This is a genomic window from Arthrobacter sp. S39 (assembly GCF_004320525.1).
Lineage (GTDB): Bacteria > Actinomycetota > Actinomycetes > Actinomycetales > Micrococcaceae > Arthrobacter.
In genome coordinates this window covers 97,707-118,060 of record NZ_SIHX01000001.1, presented here as the reverse complement: position 1 = coordinate 118,060, position 20,354 = coordinate 97,707, and the positions used below count along the sequence as shown (strand labels likewise).

The window sequence follows — 20,354 nt, the reverse complement described above, 5'->3', positions numbered from 1 at the left end:
TCCTAGACTCGAAATTCCTAGGGCCAAACAAAGTTGCTGGCGCATCCTCCGAGCTGGGGTGGATGATGCCGCTTCATAGTGGAGCTTCCGTATCTTCTGGGTATGCGGGCGGCTCCCATCGTGCGCATCCCTTCGCGGCGCCGGTCACTGACCGGAACCGCATCGCGCATCACACCTCGATCCGTCCCGCAACGAAAATTACCGGCGTCCGCCGCTTCTTTTCCTTGCCGGGGCCGACCTGCGATGGGCCACCCATGTACCAGTTGACCGCAAAAACCTCCGAACCGCCCCGCCGAAACTTCGAAACAGACGTCCCCCGGACAGAACTGACCCAAGACCGCAAACCCGTCAGTAACCGGCTCTGGGCAGGCATGGCCGCCGCGGCCGTGGTCTCCGCCGTCGGCGTCGGAGTCCTGGCCGGTCCCGTGCGCACAGCTGAGGTGTCTCCGCCCGCGGAGGCAAGCACGACGTCGGCCGCACCGGTAGTGAGCGTCGCACGGCCGTTGGTTGCGGCGCCCCTGGATGAACCGTACGTCGGCACCTTTGTGCCCGGTTCGGTTGAGGCTGCCACGGCGCAGCCGGAGGTGGCCGCCGCGCCGGCCGAGGCTCCCCCTGCGCCGGCTCCGGAGCCTGCGCCGGCTCCTGCCCCCGCCGGCGACTCCAACCGCTACACCGTTGTCCCCGGCGACACCGTGGGCGGGATCGCCGCGCGGTACGGCGTGGACATGAACGCGATGCTGGCCGCCAACGGACTGGGTGTTTACAGCATCATCGTTCCCGGCCAGACCCTGGTCCTGTCAGGTCCCGCCGTCGCGGCAGCAGCTCCTGCGTACGCACCTGCACCGGCTGCGGCAGGGCCCGCTCCGGCAGCAGCCCCGGCTCCGGTCCAGGCCGCTCCGGCCGTCCGGACGATCTACGTCGCAGGTGCCGGCGGACAGGCCATGGTGGACGCGTGCATCGGGCCGATCCATTTCACCCCCAATGACGGCTACTCGCTGTTCATCACCGAACACGACTTCTGCGGCGGCTGGGCACGGTTCTCCGGCATCGCGGTGGGCGAAACCATCAGCATCCCTGGCTACGGCACCTACACGGCGACAGCCCGCGGCCAGGTCCCCAACCCCGGTACCACCAACGACGTCCTCCGCGTGTTCGGAGGTTTCCCCAGGGCGATCCTGCAGACCTGCATCCCGGGGACCAGCCAGATGCTCCTGATCGCGCTGAACTGATTTTCCTCAGCTTGTCCGCGGTTCCGAACCGTCAGGGCCAGGAGCCGCGGACAAGGCCATGTCGAACCACAAGGGTTCGGGCCACAAAGTAACGCCACGGAGTGGGACTCCGTGGCGTTGCGGGTTTGAATTGCTGACTACACCTGCATTGGGCTGCGTTCCGAAATGTGCTCCACGAGCTCGCCCACACGCTGTTCGGAGTAGTTTCGGGCGATGTCACCCTGGCTGATGATGCCCACCAACTTGTGGTCGGCGATGACCGGGAGGCGGCGGATCTGGTGCCTCTCCATCAGTTCGATGGCGGCGTCAACGTTTGCGTCGGCGTCGACCCAGTGGGGCCGTCCGCTAGCGAGCTCACGGGCCATCATTTCGCGTGGATCGCGGCCGGCGGCGACGCACTTGAGCACGATGTCGCGGTCGGTGATCATGCCCTTCAACTTGCCGTCGTCTCCGCAGATGGGCAACGATCCGCAGTCCAGATCCTGCATCATCCGTGCGGCATCGGCGAGGGACTGTTCTTCCTTGATACACCGTGCATCCGTAGTCATGAATTCACGTACAACACTCATTGGTCCTCCTTCATCGATTGATGTATCGACACAGGGCACCGGGGCACGTGCGCCGATGGTGTCAGCCTACGCCGGGGCGAGCGCTGCTGTCGACGACGGTTTGAGGCGGACTCCGGCGGCATCATTTCCCCGGTAAGCGGTCAATTCCCCGTGGAACGCCAAGGGGAATTGACCACTTGAAGGGGAGTATCCGAAGACACGAAAAAGCCTCCGGAACCTGGTGGTTCCGGAGGCTTTCCTTGGGTGGCAGATGAGGGATTCGAACCCCCGTAGGCGTTGCCAGCTGATTTACAGTCAGCCCCCTTTGGCCGCTCGGGTAATCTGCCGAACTTCAAAAGAAGATCACCCCCGGCTGCAGTGTTCAGAACGTCCGTTTCCGGGCCGTTCCGCTTCCAGTAACCGCGGGCAAGACAACTTTACAGAACTTCTGCCGAAGAATCGAATCGAGCCCCGCGGCGTCCGGAAAACAGCGGAGAAACCCTGAAATGACGGGGCAAACGGGCCGGAATCAGGCCTCGCCGAGAATGCGTCCGGCGAGCCGCGCCTCAAATTTCACGGCCTGCTCCTCGGTGATCTGGTTCAGTTCGACCGCACGCAGCAGGTCCTGGCTTATGCCGTCCATCCGGGTCGAGGCATCCGCCACCGGACTGAAGATAATGGAGGCTGCAACGGCGGCCGCCGCAACGGACGTGGCCGCAGTGGCAACGGCGCCTGCGGCAGCAGCGGTGGTTCGGTTGACGTAACGGACGGCTTTGCGGTGCATGGTCTTTCCCTTCGCGCTCTTTCCCAACAACTCCAACTCTTAGACGCCGGGCTTCGTTCCCGCCCTGTGTCCGCTGAGAGGGAACTGTGAAAAACAGCAACAACCAAAGGAGTCATCCGTACTAGGCTGGAATGCAGACACCAGGCGTCCCCGGGGCGCCACCAATCGGCACCACCAGCACAAGGAGAGTCATGGCAGGCGAGTCAACGTTCGACGTCGTAAGCAAAGTGGACAAGCAGGAAGTTGCCAACGCGCTGAACCAGGCACAGAAGGAACTGGTCCAGCGCTACGACTTCAAGGGCGTCGGCGCCGAGGTCGACTTCAGCGGCGAGAAGATCCTGATGAAGGCGAACTCGGAGGAACGCGTCCTGGCCGTCCTGGATGTGCTCCAGTCCAAGCTGATCCGCCGCGGCATCTCGCTGAAGTCGCTGGACACCGGCGAGCCGTACCCCTCCGGCAAGGAATTCCGCCTTGAAGCTTCCATCAAGGAAGGCATCGAGCAGGACCTGGCCAAGAAGATCAACAAGCTGATCCGCGATGAGGGGCCCAAGGGCGTCAAGTCCCAGATCCAGGGCGACGAGCTCCGTGTCTCCTCCAAGTCACGCGATGACCTGCAGGCCGTTATGGCACTCCTGAAGGACTTTGACGAGGCCGACCTGCAGTTCGTGAACTTCCGCAGCTAGGACATAAATACTTTCGACGCCTAAAAACGCCGGCGCTACCTGTATTCGGGTAGCGCCGGCGTTTTTGCGTGTCGGGATTGATTCCCGGTGTCGCCAGATGCGGATGTCACCTTGCGGAAAGTACGACGGCGGCACGCGCGTTGCTCGGTGTCCGCTAGCTAAGCGGCCGGCCGGCCATCCGCTCCAGCCGGGCAATGCGCTCCTTCATGGGCGGGTGCGTGGCAAACAGCTTGGTCATCGCCCCGCCGCGGAACGGGTTGGCGATCATCAGGTGCGAGGTGTTCACCAGCTTCTGGTCCTGCGGGAGCGGCGCGATCCGCACGCCCTGCTCGATCCTGCCCAGGGCTGAGGCGAGCGCCAGCGGATCGCCGGTCAGCTGCGCACCGTCCTCGTCGGCGTCGTACTCCCTGGTCCGGGAGATGGCCAGCTGGATCAGGGACGCCGCGAACGGTGCCAGCAGGGCCATGGCGATCATGGCCAGCGGGTTGGAATTGCGCCGGTCGCCGCCGAAGAACAGCAGCATCTGGCCCACCGAGGTGATGACGCCGGCGACGGCGGCCGCCACCGAGGAGGTCAGGATGTCGCGGTTGTATACGTGCATCAGCTCGTGCCCCAGGACGGCGCGGAGCTCGCGGGCCTCGAGCAGCTGGACGATGCCTTCGGTGACGCAGACGGCGGCGTTCCGGGGATTCCGCCCTGTCGCGAAGGCGTTCGGGTTCATTGTGGGCGAGACGTAGATGCGCGGCATCGGCTGGTTGGCGCGGACGGAGAGTTCGCGGACGATCTGGTAGAGCTGCGGAGCCTGGTCCTCGGTGACCGGGTAGGCCTGCATGGAGCGGATGGCGATCTTGTCGCTGTTCCAGTAGCCGTAGGCCGTGGTGGCCACGCCGATAAGTGCCATGATCCAGATGGGTGCCGAGCTGCGGGTGTTGAGGCCAATGAGGCCGCCCAGGCCCAGCAGGACTGCCCAGAGGACGCCAAAGAGCGCCGCAGTTTTCAGGCCGTTGTAATGCTTGTGCACGTCCACTCCTCCACGTCTGCCCGGCACGTCCTACGGGACCGGGTTGCGGGCATCATACTTCCGAAAACCCGGCTGCAGCTGTGCGGCCAACCACGCCACGGCAACGCACAAAACCCCGCCGAGCAGCAGGACCCAGCCCTCAGTCAAAATCTTAGTCCCGCCGCCTGCCAGCAGGTCACCCACGCGCGGTCCCCCGGCGACCACCACAATGAAGACGCCCTGGAGCCGTCCCCGCAGGTGGTCCGGCGTCGCGGCCTGCAGGATGGTGTTGCGGAAGACGCTGCTGATGGAGTCCGCGATGCCTGCCAGGGCACAGCACAAAGCCGCCGGCAGCAGCCACAGGGTGGCGCCGCCGTCGTCCGTCCGGCCTGCCAGGAGCACCACCACGCCGAAGCCCGCAATCGAGGCGCCCCAGCCCATCACCGACCACACCACGGCACTCCCCTGCCAGCGGACGTGGCCGAGCGGCCCGGAAAACAGCCCGGCCAGGAACGCGCCCACCGCGGTGGAGGCCAGCAGAATGCCAACAGTGGACTCGCCGCCGCCGATCATCACCGCACCGATGGCGGGCATCAGCGCCCGCGGCTGGGCCAGGATCATGGCCACGAGGTCGATGATGAAGGTCATCCGCAGGTTGGGCCGCGTGCCCAGGAAGCGGAAGCCTTCAACGACGGACCGGATCCCGGCGCGCCCGGCGCTGCCCGCCGGCGGCATGGCGGGCAGCCGGAAGACGGCCCAGAGCACAAACGCGAAGCTGATGAAGTCGATCGTGTAGGTCCAGCCGAAGCCCACCCACGCCACGAGCACACCGGCCAGCAGCGGGCCCACCGTCATGGCCAGGCCGAAGGACACCATGCTGAGCGCGTTGGCGGCCGGCAGCAGTTCCTTGCGGATCAGTACGGGGATGATGGCGCTGCGGGCCGGCTGGTTGATGGCCTGCGCCGCGCTCTGCAGCGCGACCAGCAGGTAGAGGATCCACACGTTGCCCAGCTGCATCCATGACTGCAGGGCGATCAGGCCCGTAGTCAGCCACAGGACCGCGGTGGCCAGGAGCGCCACGCGCCGGCGGTCGTGGGAATCGGCGATGGAACCGCCCAGCAGGCCGCCGAACACCAGCGGCACCAGTGCAAACACGCCCAGCAGGCCAACATAGAAGCTGTCCTGGGTGAGCCGGTACACCTCGAGGCTCACGGCCACGAGCGTGAGCTGGCTGCCGACTGCGGATACAGCGGACCCCAGCCAGAGACGGCGGAAAGCAGGGCTCTCCCTGAGCGGTGTGATATCGGCCAGCAGTTTCCCCACCCTGCAACCCTAGTGGGGCAGCCATGTCCTGATTTGTCACACGCTTGGTATCCTCAGGCGGGGGAAGGAATTGGCTTATGAAACTGTCCAGGCGGCTGCTTTTTGCATCGGCGTTTTGGGAGGTGGCCCGGCCCCGGACCGCCCTGAACGCCGGCCATCTCCTCATCCGGCTCACGAATCCCGCCATCGCCTTCGATCTTCGCTCCGCCGCCGACTGGCTGCTGTGCCACAACGCGGCGAGGCAGGCCCTCACTGACGTGCTCGGCGCCAAACGCTGCACCGTGGTTTTTGCCCACCAGTGGCATCCCATCGGGGCGGCCATCGGAGAGCCGGAAGTCGAGTCCTCCACCCCCACCTTCCACGTGTTCGGGCGCTGGGACGGCGAACCGGTCACGCCGGGCGAACAGCTCCGCCTTCCCGCGCAGCGCCGCATGCCCGTTCCAGAGGACCAGCTCCTGGAGTACGACGGCGGCCTCCGCGCCGCCCTGCGCCGTTCGGCTTTGGAGCGCCAGACTGATGCGAGTTGGCAGTTGGCGGAGCCTGCACCGGTGGGCGATGCCGTTCCGGAACTCGTTGCGGCGCCGCCCCGGTTCAAGGCGGGGGCCCACCACACTGTTTTATCTGCGGCGTTGCCGTTGCCGTCGGCGTCGGGCGAACCGGGCCTGACACCCGGGCACCTGCTGGCGCTGGCTGCCTCCCTGCAGGGCCTGACGGAACGCCGCGGCGTGACCGGACTGAGCTGTGTGGTGCCGGAGCCGGGCAGCGGGCCGCTGGAGGTCCATGCCATGGGCCGCTCGGCAGGGGAAGCCGTCAATCCCATGCAGGAATTCCTGGATCTGCCGGAGGTTAGCCAAGCCTTATTGTGAAGAACTCATAATAAGTGCTTGAATAGAGGCATGACGGAACACTTTGGCGGCCACGAAGCATGGGCTGCTGCCCTGCGCGCCCACGGCCGCCGGGTGACCAAACAGCGGCTGGCGGTGCTGGCCGCCGTCGAACACCACCCCCATTCTCCGGCCGAGAGCATCCTGGCCGCCGCGCGCACGGAACTCCCGGAGCTCACGGCCCAGTCCGTCTACGTGGTCCTGGGCGACCTGACCGACCTTCACATGTTGCGCCGCTTTGAGCCGCCGCACTCCCCCGCGCTGTACGAGACCCGGGTGGGCGACAACCACCACCACGCGATCTGCATCAGCTGCGGCCGCGTCGAGGACGTGGAGTGCGCCGTCGGGCATGCGCCGTGCCTTACCCCGCACTGGGATGAGAACGCCAAGCCCATGACCATCCAGATCGCCGATGTTATGTACCAGGGCATCTGCCAGGACTGCCAGCAGTCCCAACAACTTTCCCCTCGAACGTCCCAAGTAACAGAGAAATAGGAGAAAAATGACTGCCATTTCAACCACCCAGTCAGGTGCGCCCGTCACGTCCGACGCGCACTCGAAGTCAGTTGGTGCCGACGGTGCCATCATCCTGACCGACCACTACCTGGTGGAAAAGCTCGCCCAGTTCAACCGCGAGCGGGTGCCGGAGCGCGTAGTGCACGCCAAGGGCGGCGGCGCATTCGGTACGTTCAAGGCCACCGAGGACATCTCCAAGTACACCAAGGCCGCGTTCCTGCAGCCGGGTGCCGAGACCGAGATGCTGATCCGCTTCTCCTCCGTTGCCGGCGAGAACGGCTCCCCGGACACCTGGCGCGACCCCCGCGGTTTCGCCGTGAAGTTCTACACCTCCGAGGGCAACTACGACCTCGTGGGCAACAACACCCCCGTCTTCTTCATCCGCGACGGCATCAAGTTCCCGGACTTCATCCACTCCCAGAAGCGCCTGCCGGGCACCCACCTGCGCGACGCCGACATGCAGTGGGATTTCTGGACCCTGTCCCCCGAGTCCGCGCACCAGGTCACCTGGCTCATGGGCGACCGCGGCCTGCCGGCTTCCTGGCGTGAAATGCAGGGCTACGGCTCGCACACCTACCAGTGGATCAACGCCGCGGGCGAGCGCTTCTGGGTCAAGTACCACTTCCAGTCCAACCAGGGCGTCAAGACCATCACAGGCGACGAGGCTGCTGAGCTGGCCGGTTCGGACGCGGACTTCTACATCCGCGACCTGTCCGAGAACATCGCCGCCGGCAACTTCCCGTCCTGGGACCTGCACGTCCAGGTCATGCCGTACGAGGACGCCAAGACCTACCGGTTCAACCCGTTCGACCTCACCAAGGTCTGGCCGCACTCCGACTACCCGCTGATCAAGGTGGGCACCATGGAGCTGAACAAGAACCCGGAGAACTACTTCGCGCAGATCGAGCAGGCCACCTTCGCGCCGTCGAACTTCGTGCCGGGCATCGCTGCCTCCCCGGACAAGATGCTGCAGGCCCGCATCTTCTCCTACGCCGACGCACACCGCTACCGCGTAGGCACCAACCACGCCCAGATCCCGGTGAACCAGCCCAAGAACCAGGTCAACAACTACAGCCAGGACGGCTCGGGACGCTACCTGTTCAACGCCCCCACCGTCCCGGTCTACGCCCCCAACTCCGTGGGCGGACCGGCCGCAGTTGAGCCGGCTGTTGCCGGCGGCGGCTGGGAGAACGACGGCGAGCTGACCCTCTCCGCGCACACCCTGCACACCGAGGACAGCGACTTCGGCCAGGCCGGCACGCTGTACCGCGAGGTCTACGACGACGCCGCCAAGGCCCGCTTCCTGGACACCATCACCGGTGCCGTGGGCGGCGTGAAGAGCGCGGACATCAAGGAACGCGCCATCCAGTACTGGACCAACGTCGACACCGAGCTCGGCGCCAAGCTGCGCGCCAACCTGGGTGCGGCTCCGGCTGCGGACTCCGCCGCCGAGGCTGCCAACAAGATCGGCTAATTGGCCCTTGCACCACTTGGTGGCTTGTGCCACCTAAGAACACCCCGCTGCGGATACTCCGCGGCGGGGTGTTCTGCTTTGCGGCTGCTTGTCCCTTTCTCCGGCGCTATCCACATAGCGGATACCTGCTCTGGCTGGAGCCCGCTGCGGTCCCTAGGATCACTGCATGAGTACATTCCAAGGCATCCCCGCTGGGGCATTCGAGTTTTATGCCGAACTTGAGGACAACAACAACCGGGAGTGGTGGCTGGAGCACAAGGACAGCTACAACACCCTGGTCCGGGACCCGGTCACGGCCCTGCTGGCCGAGCTCGAACCGCGGTTCGGGCCGGGCAAGGTCTTCCGTCCCAACCGGGACATCAGGTTCTCCCAGGACAAATCTCCGTACAAGACGGCCCAGGGCGGCTTCGCGGCCACCCAGGAAGGCGTCGGCTACTACGTGCAGGTCAGCGCCGATGGCCTGCTGGTGGGCGGCGGCTGCCACACCAGCACGCCGGCCCAGCTGGTCCGGTTCCGGAACTCCGTTGATGCCTCAAGCACCGGCGAAGCCCTCCGGCAGATCGTTGATTCCGTCGCCGCCGCCGGCTTTGCCGTGGAGGGCGAAAAGCTGAAGACCGTGCCCCGTGGGTTCGACAAGGACCACCCGCGGGCGGAGCTGCTGAAGCACAAGTCACTGTCCGCCCGCGTTGAGCTGGGTGAGCCCGACTGGGTGCACAGCCCGGAAGCGGCCGCAAAGATCTCCGAAATGTGGGACCAGCTGCGGCCGCTGGTGGAGTGGGTGGGCCGGCACGCCTCACCCTGAGGGTGGTTGCGAAAGCCGGTCCGTCTTTGCCGATGGGTTAGGCAGAGGACTCCTGAGCCACTGCTGCGAGCCGGGTTTCCAGGTTGTTGAAGAAGACGGTGAGCATCAGCTCAAAAGCCTTCGTAGCGGCTTCGGGCTGGTTCATCACTACAAAGTCGAACTGCAGGCCGTAAAAGGTGGACGTGAAAAGCCGGGCATCGGTGTCCGCGAATTCCTCCGGGATGCCCTGCACCATCAGCCAGTCGCGGGTTTTGTGGTGGAGCATGCGGAAGTGTTCCTGGGAGGTTCCGCGCGGCTCAGCTGCCACGATGTCCTGGGCCGTGGCTTCGAACTCGAGGCGGGCCAGGTGCCGGTTCCGCTGGGCCATGGTCCACTGCCAGGACTCCAGCAGGTAGGTCCTCCAGGCTTCCCGGTCGATGTCGCGCACGTCAGCGCCGCGCATGCTGTCCAGCCGTGATTCGATGGACCGGATGATCTCGTTGACCAGCTGCTCGCGGCTGCCGAAGTGGTACACCAGCACGTACGCGCTGATGCCCAGGCCATCCGCCAGACTGCGGAACGTCAGTTCCGCCAGCGTCTTGTCCATCAGGTAGTCCAGGATCGCGGCGAGCAGCTCTGCCTTGCGTTCAGGTTTTGCGGGGCGGGCCATGGATCCATCTTAGGTAAAAGCCGCGAAGCCGCCCGCCGGTCCATGCTGCGGGCACAGCAAAGGTCAGCGGGCGGCTTCGGGGACATGTCTGATCCGGCCGGGTTAGGCGCGGCTGAACTCGTCCTCGTCGTCAGAGGTCTTGCCGGCAGTCTCAGAGTCAGCGGTTGCGTCCGAGGGTCCGTTGACAGCTTCCTTGGCCTCGGTGAAACGCTCGTTGAGGCGCGAGTGGCGCTGGCCGTAGGCGAAGTAAATGGCGAGTCCGATGACCAGCCAGATGGCGAAGAAGATCCACGTCTCCACCGCCAGGTTGGTCATCAGGTAGAGGCACAGAACGGCGGAAACAACCGGAAGGACCTTGCCGAACGGCACCCGGAAGGAGGGCTTGAGGTCGGGGCGCTTCTTGCGCAGCACCAGGATGCCCAGGCTCACCATCACAAACGCGGACAGCGTGCCGATGTTGATCATTTCCTCCAGCAGGTCCACGTTGGTGAGGCCGGCGACGAGTGCCACGGCGGCGCCGCAGATCACCTGCAGGCGTGCCGGCGTCGAACGCTTTTCACTGGTCTTGGACAGGGCACGCGGCAGCAGGCCGTCGCGGCTCATGGCCAGCACCACGCGGGACAGGCCCATGAGAAGCACCATGATCACGGTGGTCAGGCCGATCAGGGATCCGAATGCGATGACCTTCGCCGCGGTGGTGTCGCCCACCGCTTCGAAGGCGGTGGTCAGCGTGGGGTTCTTGGCTTCAGCCAGGTCGGTATAGGACACCATGCCCGTCAGCGCGAGGGAGACCAGGATGTAGAGGAGCGTGACGACGGCGAGGCCGCCAAAGATGCCCCGCGGCAGGGTCTTCTGCGGGTTCTTCACTTCCTCGGCGGACGTGGCCACCACGTCGAAGCCGATGAAGGCGAAGAACACCAGGGCTGCGCCGGCGAAGATGCCCAGCGTGCCGTACTGGGCGGGGGCAGCGCCGGTGAGGAAGCCGAAGAAGGACTGCTTGAGCACGTCGGCGGTGCCGCTGGCGCCGGTGGGCTCAGCGGCGGGCACAAACGGGCTGTAGTTCTCGAACTTGACGTAGGTGAAGCCCACCACGATCACAAAGAGGACCACGGCGATCTTGATCAGGGTGAAGATGTTGCCCACCCGGGCGGAGAGCTTGGTGCCCAGGACCAGCAGGACCGTGAAGATCGCCACGATCAGGAAGGCTCCCCAGTACAGGTCGACCCCGCCGAGGGACACGGCAGCCGGAACGTCGGCGCCCATCAGGGCGAACACCTTGCTGAGGTAGATGCCCCAGTACTTGGCGATCACGGCCGCGGCGGTAAAGAGTTCCAGGATCAGGTTCCAGCCGATGATCCAGGCCAGCAGTTCACCCATCGTGGCGTACGTGAAGACGTAGGCTGACCCGGCGACGGGGATCGCGGTGGCAAACTCGGCGTAGCACATGATGGCCAGCGCGCAAGTGACGGCGGCGATGGCGAAGGAGACGGTCACGGCGGGTCCGGCAAAGTTTGCTGCAGCCTTGGCTCCAACGGAGAAGATGCCGGCCCCGACAGCAACGGCGACACCCATGATCATCAGGTCCCAGGTGCTGAGGGACCGTTTGAGCTTGCGTCCGGGTTCATCGGCGTCGGCCATTGACTGCTCGATTGATTTGGTCCGGAGAAGGTTCATAAGAGATCCACAATCCTGATAGGGGATGGAAACAGACTTATCAACTTTACTGTCCATCCACTGGACGGTTCCAGTTGTCCCGCATCGTGAGACAGCCCTAATGCCGAAGTTAATTGCGGTAAACAGCTCGAGGCCCTCCTTTTTGGAGGGCCTCGAGGGTAAAACATCGAACTGCCTAAACAGGCCAATCCATCAGGGTGGACCGGATGAGGAAGCGCTTCCCCTCCGGCGCCTCCACCGAGAACCCGCTGCCCCGGCCCGGAACAACGTCCACCGTCAGGTGCGTATGGCTCCAGTAGCTGAACTGTTCACGGGACATCCAGAACTCCAGCGGCCGACCGTGCCCTGGGCCGCCGGGAGGGTCGGACGTGACGCCTCCGCCGGTCCCGGCACCGGAGAGGTCGAACAGGCCCAGCAGCACGTCCGAGTCGCCGGTGATGAACTCCCCGGCGGGATAGCACATGGGCGAAGAGCCGTCGCAGCAGCCGCCGGACTGGTGGAACATCAGCGGCCCGTGCTGCAACCACAGTTTCTGCAGCAGGCCCACGGCCTCGGCGGTGAGCGCCACCCGGGAGAAGTCCTCCCCGGGCAGCGTCACTGCGGCGTCGAGCCTTGCCTCCGTCATCAGAACGCGGCCGCCATCAGTACTTGATGACGACGCGGCCGTCGATCTTGGCATGCTTCATCTCGTCAAGAACGGCGTTGACCTCGGAGAGTTCCCGGGTGGATACCGTGGGGTGGATCTTGCCCTCCGCGTAGAACTCGAGGGCCTCCTCCAGGTCCTGCCGGGTCCCGACGATTGAGCCGCGGACAGTCAGGCCCTTGAGCACAATCTCGAAGATGGGCGCCGGGAAGTCGCCCGGCGGCAGCCCGTTGAACACAATCGTGCCGCCGCGGCGGGCCATGCCGATCGCCTGTCCAAAAGCTGACGGGTGCACCGCGGTGACCAGGACTCCATGGCAACCTCCGGTTTCACGCTGGATGACTTCTGCTGGATCTTCGTGCAGGGCGTTGACGGTCAGCTCCGCACCGTGCTTCTTGGCCAGGGCGAGCTTGTCGTCCGCGATGTCCACGGCGGCCACCCGCAGGCCCATGGCCACGGCGTACTGGACGGCGATGTGCCCCAGGCCGCCGATACCGGAGATCGTGACCCACTGCCCCGGCCTGGCTTCGGTCATTTTCAGGCCCTTGTAAACCGTGACGCCGGCGCACAGCACAGGTGCAACTTCCACGGGGTCCGAGCCGGCCGGGATCCTGGCCGCAAAGCGTGTGTCCACCAGCATGTACTCGCCGAAGGATCCGTCCACGCTGTAGCCGGCATTCTTCTGCACCTCACACAGCGTCTCCCAGCCGGTCCGGCAATACTGGCAGTCGCCGCAGGCGGACCAGAGCCAGGCGTTGCCGACGAGGTCTCCGACGGCCAGGTCAGTGACACCATCACCCAGGGCAACCACTTCGCCGACACCTTCGTGGCCCGGGATGAACGGCGGTGACGGCTTGACCGGCCAGTCGCCCTCCGCGGCGTGGAGGTCTGTGTGGCAGACGCCGGTGGTGATGACCTTGACCAGCGCCTCACCCCGGCCCGGGGTGGGAATGGGGAGGGTCTGGATCTGGAGATCCTTGCCGAACTCGGTTACTACTGCTGCTTGCATTGTCGTCGTCATTGGCGAAATCCTTGCGTTGTTGTAGCGGTGGTAATGCAGTGGACGCAGACCGGGCTTAGAAGAAGCCCAGCTTGTTCTCGTTGTAGCTGACCAGGAGGTTCTTGGTCTGCTGGTAGTGGTCCAGCATCATGGAGTGGTTTTCACGCCCGATGCCTGAGGACTTGTAGCCGCCGAACGCGGCGCCAGCCGGGTAGGCATGGTAGTTGTTGACCCAGACACGGCCTGCCTGGATTTCGCGCCCGGCACGGTACGCAACGTTGCCGTTGCGGGACCACACGCCGGCTCCGAGGCCGTAGAGGGTGTCGTTGGCGATTTCCATCGCGTCGTCATAGTCACTGAAGCGGGCGACCGAAACCACCGGCCCGAAGATCTCCTCCTGGAAGATCCGCATCTTGTTGTGGCCCTCGAAGACCGTGGGCTGGACGTAGAAGCCCCCGGCCAGGTCGCCGGGCAGCTCCGCCCGGGAACCGCCGGTGAGCACTTTGGCGCCCTCCTGCTTTCCGATGTCGATGTAGGAGAGGATCTTTTCGAGCTGGTCGTTGGAAGCCTGCGCGCCCACCTGGGTTTCGGTGTCCAGCGGGTTGCCCTGGATCATCTTCTCCACCCGGGCAACGGCGTCGGTCATAAAGGAGTCGTAGATATCCTCCTGGATCAGGGCGCGGGACGGGCAGGTGCAGACTTCGCCCTGGTTGAAGGCGAAGAGCGCGAAGCCTTCCTGGGCCTTGTCGTAGAACGCGTCGTTCGTTTCGGCAACATCGTTGAAGAAGATGTTGGGGCTCTTGCCGCCCAGTTCCAGGGTGACGGGGATCAGGTTCTGGCTGGCATACTGGCTGATCAGCCGGCCTGTGGTGGTTTCGCCGGTGAAGGCGATCTTGCGGATCCGCGGGCTGGAGGCGAGCGGTTTGCCCGCTTCGACACCGAAGCCGTTGACGATGTTCAGCACACCTGCCGGGAGCAGGTCACCGATGAGTTCGATCAGGACCAGGATGGACGACGGCGTCTGTTCGGCCGGCTTGAGGACCACGGCGTTGCCGGCGGCGAGGGCCGGGGCGAGCTTCCAGACGGCCATCAGGATGGGGAAGTTCCACGGGATGATCTGGCCCACGACGCCGAGCGGCTCGTGGTAGTGGTAGGCGGTGGTGTCGTCGTCGAGCTGGGACAGCCGGCCCTCCTGGGCGCGGACGGCGGAGGCGAAGTAGCGGAAGTGGTCCGCGGCGAGCGGGATGTCCGCGTTCAGGGTTTCGCGGATGGGCTTGCCGTTGTCCCAGGATTCGGCCACGGCCAGCATCTCGGTGTTTTCGTCGATCCGGTCGGCGATCTTGTTCAGGATGGCGGCGCGTTCGGCCACCGAGGTTTTGCCCCAGGACGGCGCAATCTTGTGTGCGGCGTCCAGCGCCAGTTCGATGTCCTCCGCCGTGCCCCGCGCAACCTCGCAGAAGACTTTGCCGGTGACAGGGGTGATGTTTTCGAAGTACTGGCCCTTGACGGGGGCAACCCACTCGCCGCCGATCCAGTTCTCATAGCGGTCCTTGAACGTGACCTTCGAACCGTCGGTACCGGGCTGTGCGTAAACAGTCATTGCTAGCTCCTTTGCTGTGCATGAGGCGGCGCTTGATGCTGGCGTCCGCCGTTGGTTTCAGCGTAGGAGCGTGGAGGTTGCAGTCAGGTTGCAACCGTGTGAGCCGGATCACGGCGGGTGATGCCCCTGGGTCCCCCGGGTCTCGACAAGCTCGACCACCGGCCAGGGGCTTTAGGCGCTGAGTTCGGCTTCCAGCCGTTCAAGGTCGGCGACGACGGCGGCCCGCTTGGGCGACCGCGCAGGCAGCAGCTTAAGTGCCACAGTCCGGACGTCGACGTCGTCCCTCGCCTCGGGCAGTGCCGCGTACTTGAGCAGCGTCTCGGCGCTGCCGTCGGTGAGCACCGCTTCGCGCATCAGCGAGGAGACCCTGTCGCGGAGGTCGATGATGCCCGGCGCCTCGGACCGCGGGAGCACTGCGCCGCGGTAGATTTCCAGGGCGATGCGGTGGGCGCCGCGCTGCAGGCAGCTGAGTACCTGGCCGCTGTCCGGGACCAGGTCCATGCTGAGCTTGTACGGCCGGGATTCGGGGACGGCGGCCGGGTTGAGCTGGTGCAGGATCTTGCGCAGCCGGACCATTTCGGCGCGGAGCGTCATGGTGGAGCCGTCGCCCGGGTAGAGCAGGACGCTGAGCTCCTCGGCGTTCAGCCCGTCCGGGTGGGTGCTCAGCAGGGCGAGGATTTCGCTGTGCCGGGCGGACAGCGCCACGGTTTTGCCTTCGATGCTGAGCAAAGCCTGGTCGCGGCCCAGCAGCTGCAGGCTGTTGCGGTACAGGCTGCCTTCCTTCGCGCCGCCGGCCCCCGCTCCCTGGGCCCGCGCCGAACCTGCCCTGGCCGCGGAACTGCTGCTCCGCCGTCGCGCTGGCCGGCTGGCCAGGGTTGCCGCCAGCTGGAGCCGTTCAACGCGCAACTGCGCCTGCGCGGCAGCCACGGTGGCTTCGACGAGCGACAGCGTGTGGGGCGCCACGGCAGAGGCCTTGCCCGTGATGTCCACAACGCCCAGCAGCGCGCCGGAATCCGGATCATGGAAGGGCACCGCGGTGCAGCTCCAGGGGTGCACCGACCGCTGGTAGTGCTCGGCTCCGGAAATCTGGATGCCGCGGCCCAGGGCCAGGGCCGTTCCGGGTGCACTGGTGCCCACGGTGGCCTCGGACCAGTCCGCGCCGGGCACGAACATCATGCCTTCCGCGCGGCGCTGCAGGACCGGGTCGCCCTCCACCCAGAGCAGCCGGCCCACCTCGTCACCCACGGCTACCAGGAGGCCGCTGTCGTGGCTGGGCTGGACCAGGAGCTTGTGGATCACGGGCATGATGCTGGCGAGCGGGTGCTGGCGGCGGTATTCCTCGAGCTCGTCCGTGTCCAGCGCCAGGGGCGCTTCGGGGTTGTCCGGGTTGGCCAACAGCTGCGCCGACCTTTGCCAGGACTCGCGGATCAGCTTGCGCAGGCCGGGGATTTCCTCTGCGCCCGGGAAGCCGGCGCCGGGGAAACCGGCGCCGGGACCGGCGAGGCGGATCACGCCGTCGAGCCGTTCATGGCCCGCCAGGGCACTGCGCTGAATCAGGCCCTCGGATTCGTTACCGGGAGCCGCCGGGTGGATCAGGTTCCTCATCGAATTCCCACTTGCGCTCAGCCTGCAGGCGCGGCGCATTGCCGACAGCCTTGGTGTGGCCACAAGTGTAGCCCCGCGCCCGCACGCCCGCCTAGGGCCGGAGTGTGGGGGCGGACGGAGGTCAGTCGCGGACTACTCGCGGGAGATGCTGATCATTTCCTCGCGCGGAACCACCTTGATGCGTTCGCGGACGACGCCGTCAGTCCCGTCAGTGCCTGTCCACGCCGCGCCGAGGGCTGCTTCGTGGGCGTCGAGCTTGTTCCAGCCTTCCCACGTGGTGTACTCGATGCCGCGCTCCTCCAGCAGGTGGATGATCGCCTGCGGGTCCGGGTTCTGCGCCGGCGGCAGTGTGAGGCGGTCCTCGAGCAGGAAGCCGATGGTCTCCAGGGCGTCGCCCTTGGTGTGCCCAATCAGGCCAACCGGGCCACGCTTGATCCAGCCCGTGGTGTAGATGCCCGGGACCGGGGCGCCGTCGGCGTCCAGCACGCGGCCGCCCTCGTTCGGGACCACGCCGCGCTTGGCGTCGTACTCCAGTTCGTCCAGCGCCGAGCCGTGGTAGCCGATGGCGCGGTAGACGGCCTGCACGGGGTAGTCCACCATCTCGCCGGTGCCCTTGACGTTGCCGGTGCCGTCCAGTTGCATGCGCTCGAACTTGATGCCTGCCACTTTCCCGGTCCCGCCGTTGTCGGCGTCCTCGTAGATCTCCACCGGGCTGTGCAGGAAGTGCAGGTGAAGGCGGCGGGAGGAGGGTTCCTCAGCTTCGGCGTGCTCCTCGACGAGCCAGTTGGTGAGGGTGTTCACCATGGTTTTGATCTGGTTGTTGCTGCGGATCGCGTCGTCGGATGCTTCGTCGAATTCGAAGTCCTCGGGGTACAGGACGATGTCCACGTCCTTCATGTGGCTCAGTTCGCGCAGCTCCAGCGGAGTGAACTTCACCTGGGCGGGCCCGCGGCGGCCGAAGACGTGGACGTCCGTGACGGGCGAGTTTTTCAGGCCCTGGTAGACGTTGTCCGGGATTTCGGTGGTGAGCAGTTCATCGGCGTGCTTGACCAGCATCCGGGCGACGTCGAGGGCCACGTTGCCGTTGCCGATGACGGCGATTTCCTTGGCGTCCAGCGGCCATTCGCGGGGAACGTCCGGGTGGCCGTCGTACCAGGAGACGAAGTCGGCGCCGCCGTAGGAGCCGTCCAGCTCGATGCCGGGGATGTCCAGCCGGGCGTCCTTGATGGCGCCGGTGGAGAAGATCACGGCGTCATAGAAGGCGCGGAAGTCGTGCAGGGTGAGGTCCCGGCCGTAGGTGACGTTGCCCAGGAAGCGGATGTCGCCGCGGTCCAGGACCTTGTGCAGGGCGTTGACGATGCCCTTGATGCGCGGGTGGTCCGGGGCCACGCCATAGCGGATCAGGCCATACGGCGCGGGGTAGGCCTCGAACAGGTCAATGCTGACTTCAAAGTCGCCGCCCTTGACCTCGTTGGACTTGGTGAGGATGTCCGCGGCGTAAACCCCCGCCGGTCCGGCGCCCACAATGGCGACGCGGAGGGGACGTTTGGAGCTGGTTTCGCCTGGGTTGGACACCGGAAGCCCTTCTGGAAGCAGGATATTGCGCCGGAGGCACAGTGCAGCAGCGCGCACAGTGCAGGAAGCGCACAATGCCCCATTCTAAATGTCTGCAGGGCCGGACGGGGTAACCCGTGACGCAGGACTCAGCCGCTATTCTGCAACGGAACAACGTCCCCTTCGCGGTACAGCAGCGCCCGCAGCTCGGACTCCGCCGAGTCCACCCGCCTCGGGTCGATCGTTTCACCGGCGGCGAAGTGGTCCAGCAGCCGCGGATCCACGTAACTCTTGCGCGCGATCGACGGCGTGTTCCCCAGCACGGCGGACGCGTCCTGCATGGCTGCGCTGATGGCCTGCTTCCGGGCGCCAACGGTTTTCTGCGGGCCGCTGCGGGCCAGGCTGACCGCGGCGGCAACGGTGCCGCGCAGGGTGCGGAAGTCCTTGGCGGTGAAGTCCGAGCCTGTGCGCTCCTTGACGTAGGCGTTGATGTCGGCGCTGGTGACCGGGTGCCAGCTGCGCCCGTTCTTGAACGCCAGCAGCCGGGCGTTGCCGCCGCGCCGCTTGAGCGTGCGCACCAGGGCGGCGAGGTCGGCGTCGTGGATTTCCGATTCCCAGTCCTTGCCGCTCTTGGCCGGGAACTTCAGCTCCAGGCATTCCTTCCGCACGTGGACGTGGGCGCACAGGAGCGTGGCCAGGCCATGGCTGCCGTTTTCGTTGGTGTACTTCTCGGAGCCCACCCGGAGGGAGCCGCTGTCCAGCATCCTGAAGGCGGCAGCCAGGACGCGTTCGCGGCTGTGGCCGTCGGTGCGCAGGTCCAGGGTGACCAGGCGGCGGGCGGTGGGCAGGGACTCCGCCAGCTGCAGGGCACGGTCGAACTTGACCCGGTCCTTCCGCTCCCGCCACTCAGGGTGGTAGATGTACTGCCGCCGGCCCACGGCGTCGAGCCCCGTTGCCTGGATGTGCCCGTTGTCGAACGGCGCGATCCACACGTCCGTCCAGGCCGGCGGGATGCCGATGCTTTCGAGCCGGTCCCGGATGGGGCCCGGCTGCAGCGTGGAGCCGTCAAGGTCCCGGTAGCTGAAGCCAGTCCCGGCGGCAACCCGGCGGTAGCCGCGGCCGGAGGCGTTGCTGCGGCGGAGCCTCACGCCGCGCACTCCGCCGGGTTCATCCTTGTCATAAAAGCAAGCATACTGACTACTTGGTGGAATACCTGTCCATCAACTGGTGTTAATGGTTAGGTGCCTACTCCCGACGGATCCGTCTCCTCCCCCAGCGTCCCCGCGATGCCAGCCCGGCAAACCCGGTCCAGCCCCGGTGTGCCGGCGCCCGGGCTCAAGGCAGTGGACAAGGAGACGACGGCGGGGATCGCCTTCGGTGTCGGCGCGTACGGCCTGTGGGGGCTGCTCCCCCTGTACTTCTTTGCGCTGCAGCCGGCCGGCGCGGTGGAAATCGTGGCCAACCGCGTGGTCTGGTCGCTGATCTTCTGCGCACTGCTCATCACGGTCACCCGCTCATGGCGGGCCATCGCGGGCGCCTTCCGCGACCGTTCAGTCTTCGCCACCCTGGCCATCGCCGCCGTGCTCATCGCCATCAACTGGCTGACCTACACCTACGGCGTGACCACCGGGCAGGCCGTCGAAGCCTCGCTGGGCTACTTCATCAACCCGCTTGTGTCCGTCCTGCTCGGCGTGTTCGTCCTGAAGGAGAGGCTGCGTCCGCTCCAGTGGGCCGCCGTCGGGATCGGTTTTATTGCCGTGGGCGTGCTGACGGTGTCCTACGGCAAACTTCCGTGGATCGCGCTGACGCTGGCGGTGAGCTTCGGCCTGTACGGGTTCGTGAAGAAACGCGTGGGGCCCAAGGTCGACGCCGTGACCAGCCTCAGCGTGGAAACAATGGTCCTGGCGCCGTTGGCTGCCGCCACCATGGTGTGGCTGGGCGTGAGTGGCGTGGCCACCCTCACTAGCCAAGGCGCCGGGCATTTCTGGCTCCTGCTGGCCTCCGGAGTGATCACCGCGGTACCGCTGCTGTTCTTCGGGGCCTCGGCACGGCGGCTGCCGATGACCACGATCGGGCTGCTGCAGTACTTCGCTCCCGTGCTCCAGTTCGTTGTGGCGCTGCTGGTGTTCCAGGAAGCCATGACCCTTGACCGCTGGATCGGCTTCGGCGTGGTGTGGCTGGCGCTGCTGGTCCTCACCGTGGACATGCTCCGCACCACCCGCAAGAACTCCGTGGCGAGGAAGCGCGCCCGCACCGCATAAAGCCGCACGTTTAAACAAGCGCGAACTGGCAGTTAATGACGTCAAATCCGGGATTTGAGGTCATCTGCTGCCAGTTCGCGCTATGTGTTCGCGCCGTTGCGAGGAGGCGCTAACTCTGTGGGGCT

Annotated in this window: 19 protein-coding genes and 1 tRNA gene; 7 read left to right on the top strand and 13 right to left on the bottom strand. The window is 65.8% G+C overall.

Translation table 11 applies throughout. The annotated features are described in order from the left end of the window. Positions 1-254 precede the first annotated feature (254 nt). Positions 255-1,229: a LysM domain-containing protein gene (locus EYS21_RS00560; RefSeq protein ID WP_131131214.1), complete on the top strand. Its 975-nt coding sequence runs from the start codon at positions 255-257 to the stop codon at positions 1,227-1,229. Between the two features lie 137 nt (positions 1,230-1,366). Here EYS21_RS00560 and EYS21_RS00555 read toward each other — a convergent pair whose 3' ends face one another. The 3 genes from EYS21_RS00555 to EYS21_RS00545 all read right to left on the bottom strand — a co-directional run bounded on the left by EYS21_RS00555 (position 1,367) and on the right by EYS21_RS00545 (position 2,561). Then, positions 1,367-1,798, bottom strand: a complete 432-nt coding sequence (locus EYS21_RS00555; protein ID WP_131131213.1) for a CBS domain-containing protein — start codon at positions 1,796-1,798, stop codon at positions 1,367-1,369. Positions 1,799-2,042: 244 nt separating this feature from the next. After that, positions 2,043-2,124, bottom strand: a tRNA-Tyr gene (locus tag EYS21_RS00550). Between the two features lie 182 nt (positions 2,125-2,306). After that, positions 2,307-2,561: a hypothetical protein gene (locus tag EYS21_RS00545; protein ID WP_131131212.1), complete on the bottom strand. Its 255-nt coding sequence runs from the start codon at positions 2,559-2,561 to the stop codon at positions 2,307-2,309. Positions 2,562-2,752: 191 nt separating this feature from the next. Between EYS21_RS00545 and EYS21_RS00540 the strand changes: the two genes are divergently transcribed. Then, on the top strand, positions 2,753-3,244 hold the full coding sequence (locus EYS21_RS00540; protein WP_131131211.1) for a YajQ family cyclic di-GMP-binding protein: 492 nt from the start codon (positions 2,753-2,755) through the stop codon (positions 3,242-3,244). 154 nt (positions 3,245-3,398) lie between these two features. Here EYS21_RS00540 and htpX read toward each other — a convergent pair whose 3' ends face one another. Next, positions 3,399-4,265 (bottom strand): zinc metalloprotease HtpX, encoded by an 867-nt coding sequence (gene htpX, locus EYS21_RS00535; RefSeq protein WP_131131210.1) that lies wholly within the window; start codon positions 4,263-4,265, stop codon positions 3,399-3,401. A gap of 30 nt (positions 4,266-4,295) precedes the next feature. Beyond that, the gene (locus tag EYS21_RS00530; RefSeq protein ID WP_131131209.1) at positions 4,296-5,567 is read right to left on the bottom strand and encodes an MFS transporter; all 1,272 of its coding nucleotides are present in this window, start codon (positions 5,565-5,567) and stop codon (positions 4,296-4,298) included. 77 nt (positions 5,568-5,644) lie between these two features. On the opposite strand from EYS21_RS00530, the gene EYS21_RS00525 reads away from it, so the two are divergent. From EYS21_RS00525 to EYS21_RS00510, 4 genes are all read left to right on the top strand, one after another. Next, positions 5,645-6,433: a hypothetical protein gene (locus EYS21_RS00525; RefSeq protein ID WP_131131208.1), complete on the top strand. Its 789-nt coding sequence runs from the start codon at positions 5,645-5,647 to the stop codon at positions 6,431-6,433. 30 nt (positions 6,434-6,463) lie between these two features. Next, a complete protein-coding gene (locus tag EYS21_RS00520) occupies positions 6,464-6,946 on the top strand; it encodes a Fur family transcriptional regulator (RefSeq protein WP_131131207.1) in 483 nt (160 codons plus the stop codon). A gap of 7 nt (positions 6,947-6,953) precedes the next feature. After that, a complete protein-coding gene (locus EYS21_RS00515) occupies positions 6,954-8,441 on the top strand; it encodes a catalase (protein WP_131131206.1) in 1,488 nt (495 codons plus the stop codon). Between the two features lie 166 nt (positions 8,442-8,607). Then, the gene (locus EYS21_RS00510; RefSeq protein WP_131131205.1) at positions 8,608-9,243 is read left to right on the top strand and encodes a DUF2461 domain-containing protein; all 636 of its coding nucleotides are present in this window, start codon (positions 8,608-8,610) and stop codon (positions 9,241-9,243) included. Positions 9,244-9,280: 37 nt separating this feature from the next. Here the strand turns inward: EYS21_RS00510 and EYS21_RS00505 are convergent, their stop codons facing one another. From EYS21_RS00505 to EYS21_RS00470, 8 genes are all read right to left on the bottom strand, one after another. Continuing rightward, the gene (locus EYS21_RS00505; protein WP_131131204.1) at positions 9,281-9,892 is read right to left on the bottom strand and encodes a TetR family transcriptional regulator; all 612 of its coding nucleotides are present in this window, start codon (positions 9,890-9,892) and stop codon (positions 9,281-9,283) included. Positions 9,893-9,994: 102 nt separating this feature from the next. Beyond that, entirely contained in the window at positions 9,995-11,566 is a 1,572-nt protein-coding gene (locus EYS21_RS00500) for an amino acid permease (RefSeq protein WP_131131203.1), read from the bottom strand. A 175-nt stretch (positions 11,567-11,741) separates the two neighbouring features. Continuing rightward, positions 11,742-12,191: a DUF779 domain-containing protein gene (locus EYS21_RS00495; protein ID WP_131131202.1), complete on the bottom strand. Its 450-nt coding sequence runs from the start codon at positions 12,189-12,191 to the stop codon at positions 11,742-11,744. Between the two features lie 16 nt (positions 12,192-12,207). Further along, on the bottom strand, positions 12,208-13,230 hold the full coding sequence (gene adhP / locus EYS21_RS00490) for an alcohol dehydrogenase AdhP (RefSeq protein ID WP_207307651.1): 1,023 nt from the start codon (positions 13,228-13,230) through the stop codon (positions 12,208-12,210). A 55-nt stretch (positions 13,231-13,285) separates the two neighbouring features. Continuing rightward, positions 13,286-14,809, bottom strand: coding sequence for an aldehyde dehydrogenase family protein (locus EYS21_RS00485; protein WP_131131201.1), 1,524 nt, complete (start codon positions 14,807-14,809; stop codon positions 13,286-13,288). A 171-nt stretch (positions 14,810-14,980) separates the two neighbouring features. Beyond that, complete coding sequence (locus tag EYS21_RS00480; protein ID WP_131131200.1) at positions 14,981-16,414, bottom strand: helix-turn-helix domain-containing protein; 1,434 nt, start codon at positions 16,412-16,414, stop codon at positions 14,981-14,983. A gap of 132 nt (positions 16,415-16,546) precedes the next feature. Next, the gene (locus EYS21_RS00475) at positions 16,547-17,989 is read right to left on the bottom strand and encodes an FAD-dependent oxidoreductase (RefSeq protein WP_131131199.1); all 1,443 of its coding nucleotides are present in this window, start codon (positions 17,987-17,989) and stop codon (positions 16,547-16,549) included. 128 nt (positions 17,990-18,117) lie between these two features. Next, positions 18,118-19,116, bottom strand: a complete 999-nt coding sequence (locus EYS21_RS00470) for a DNA topoisomerase IB (protein WP_131131861.1) — start codon at positions 19,114-19,116, stop codon at positions 18,118-18,120. Between the two features lie 138 nt (positions 19,117-19,254). Here EYS21_RS00470 and rarD point away from each other — a divergent pair, with 138 nt between their 5' ends. Next, positions 19,255-20,229, top strand: coding sequence for an EamA family transporter RarD (gene rarD / locus EYS21_RS00465; protein ID WP_131131860.1), 975 nt, complete (start codon positions 19,255-19,257; stop codon positions 20,227-20,229). Positions 20,230-20,354 lie beyond the last annotated feature (125 nt).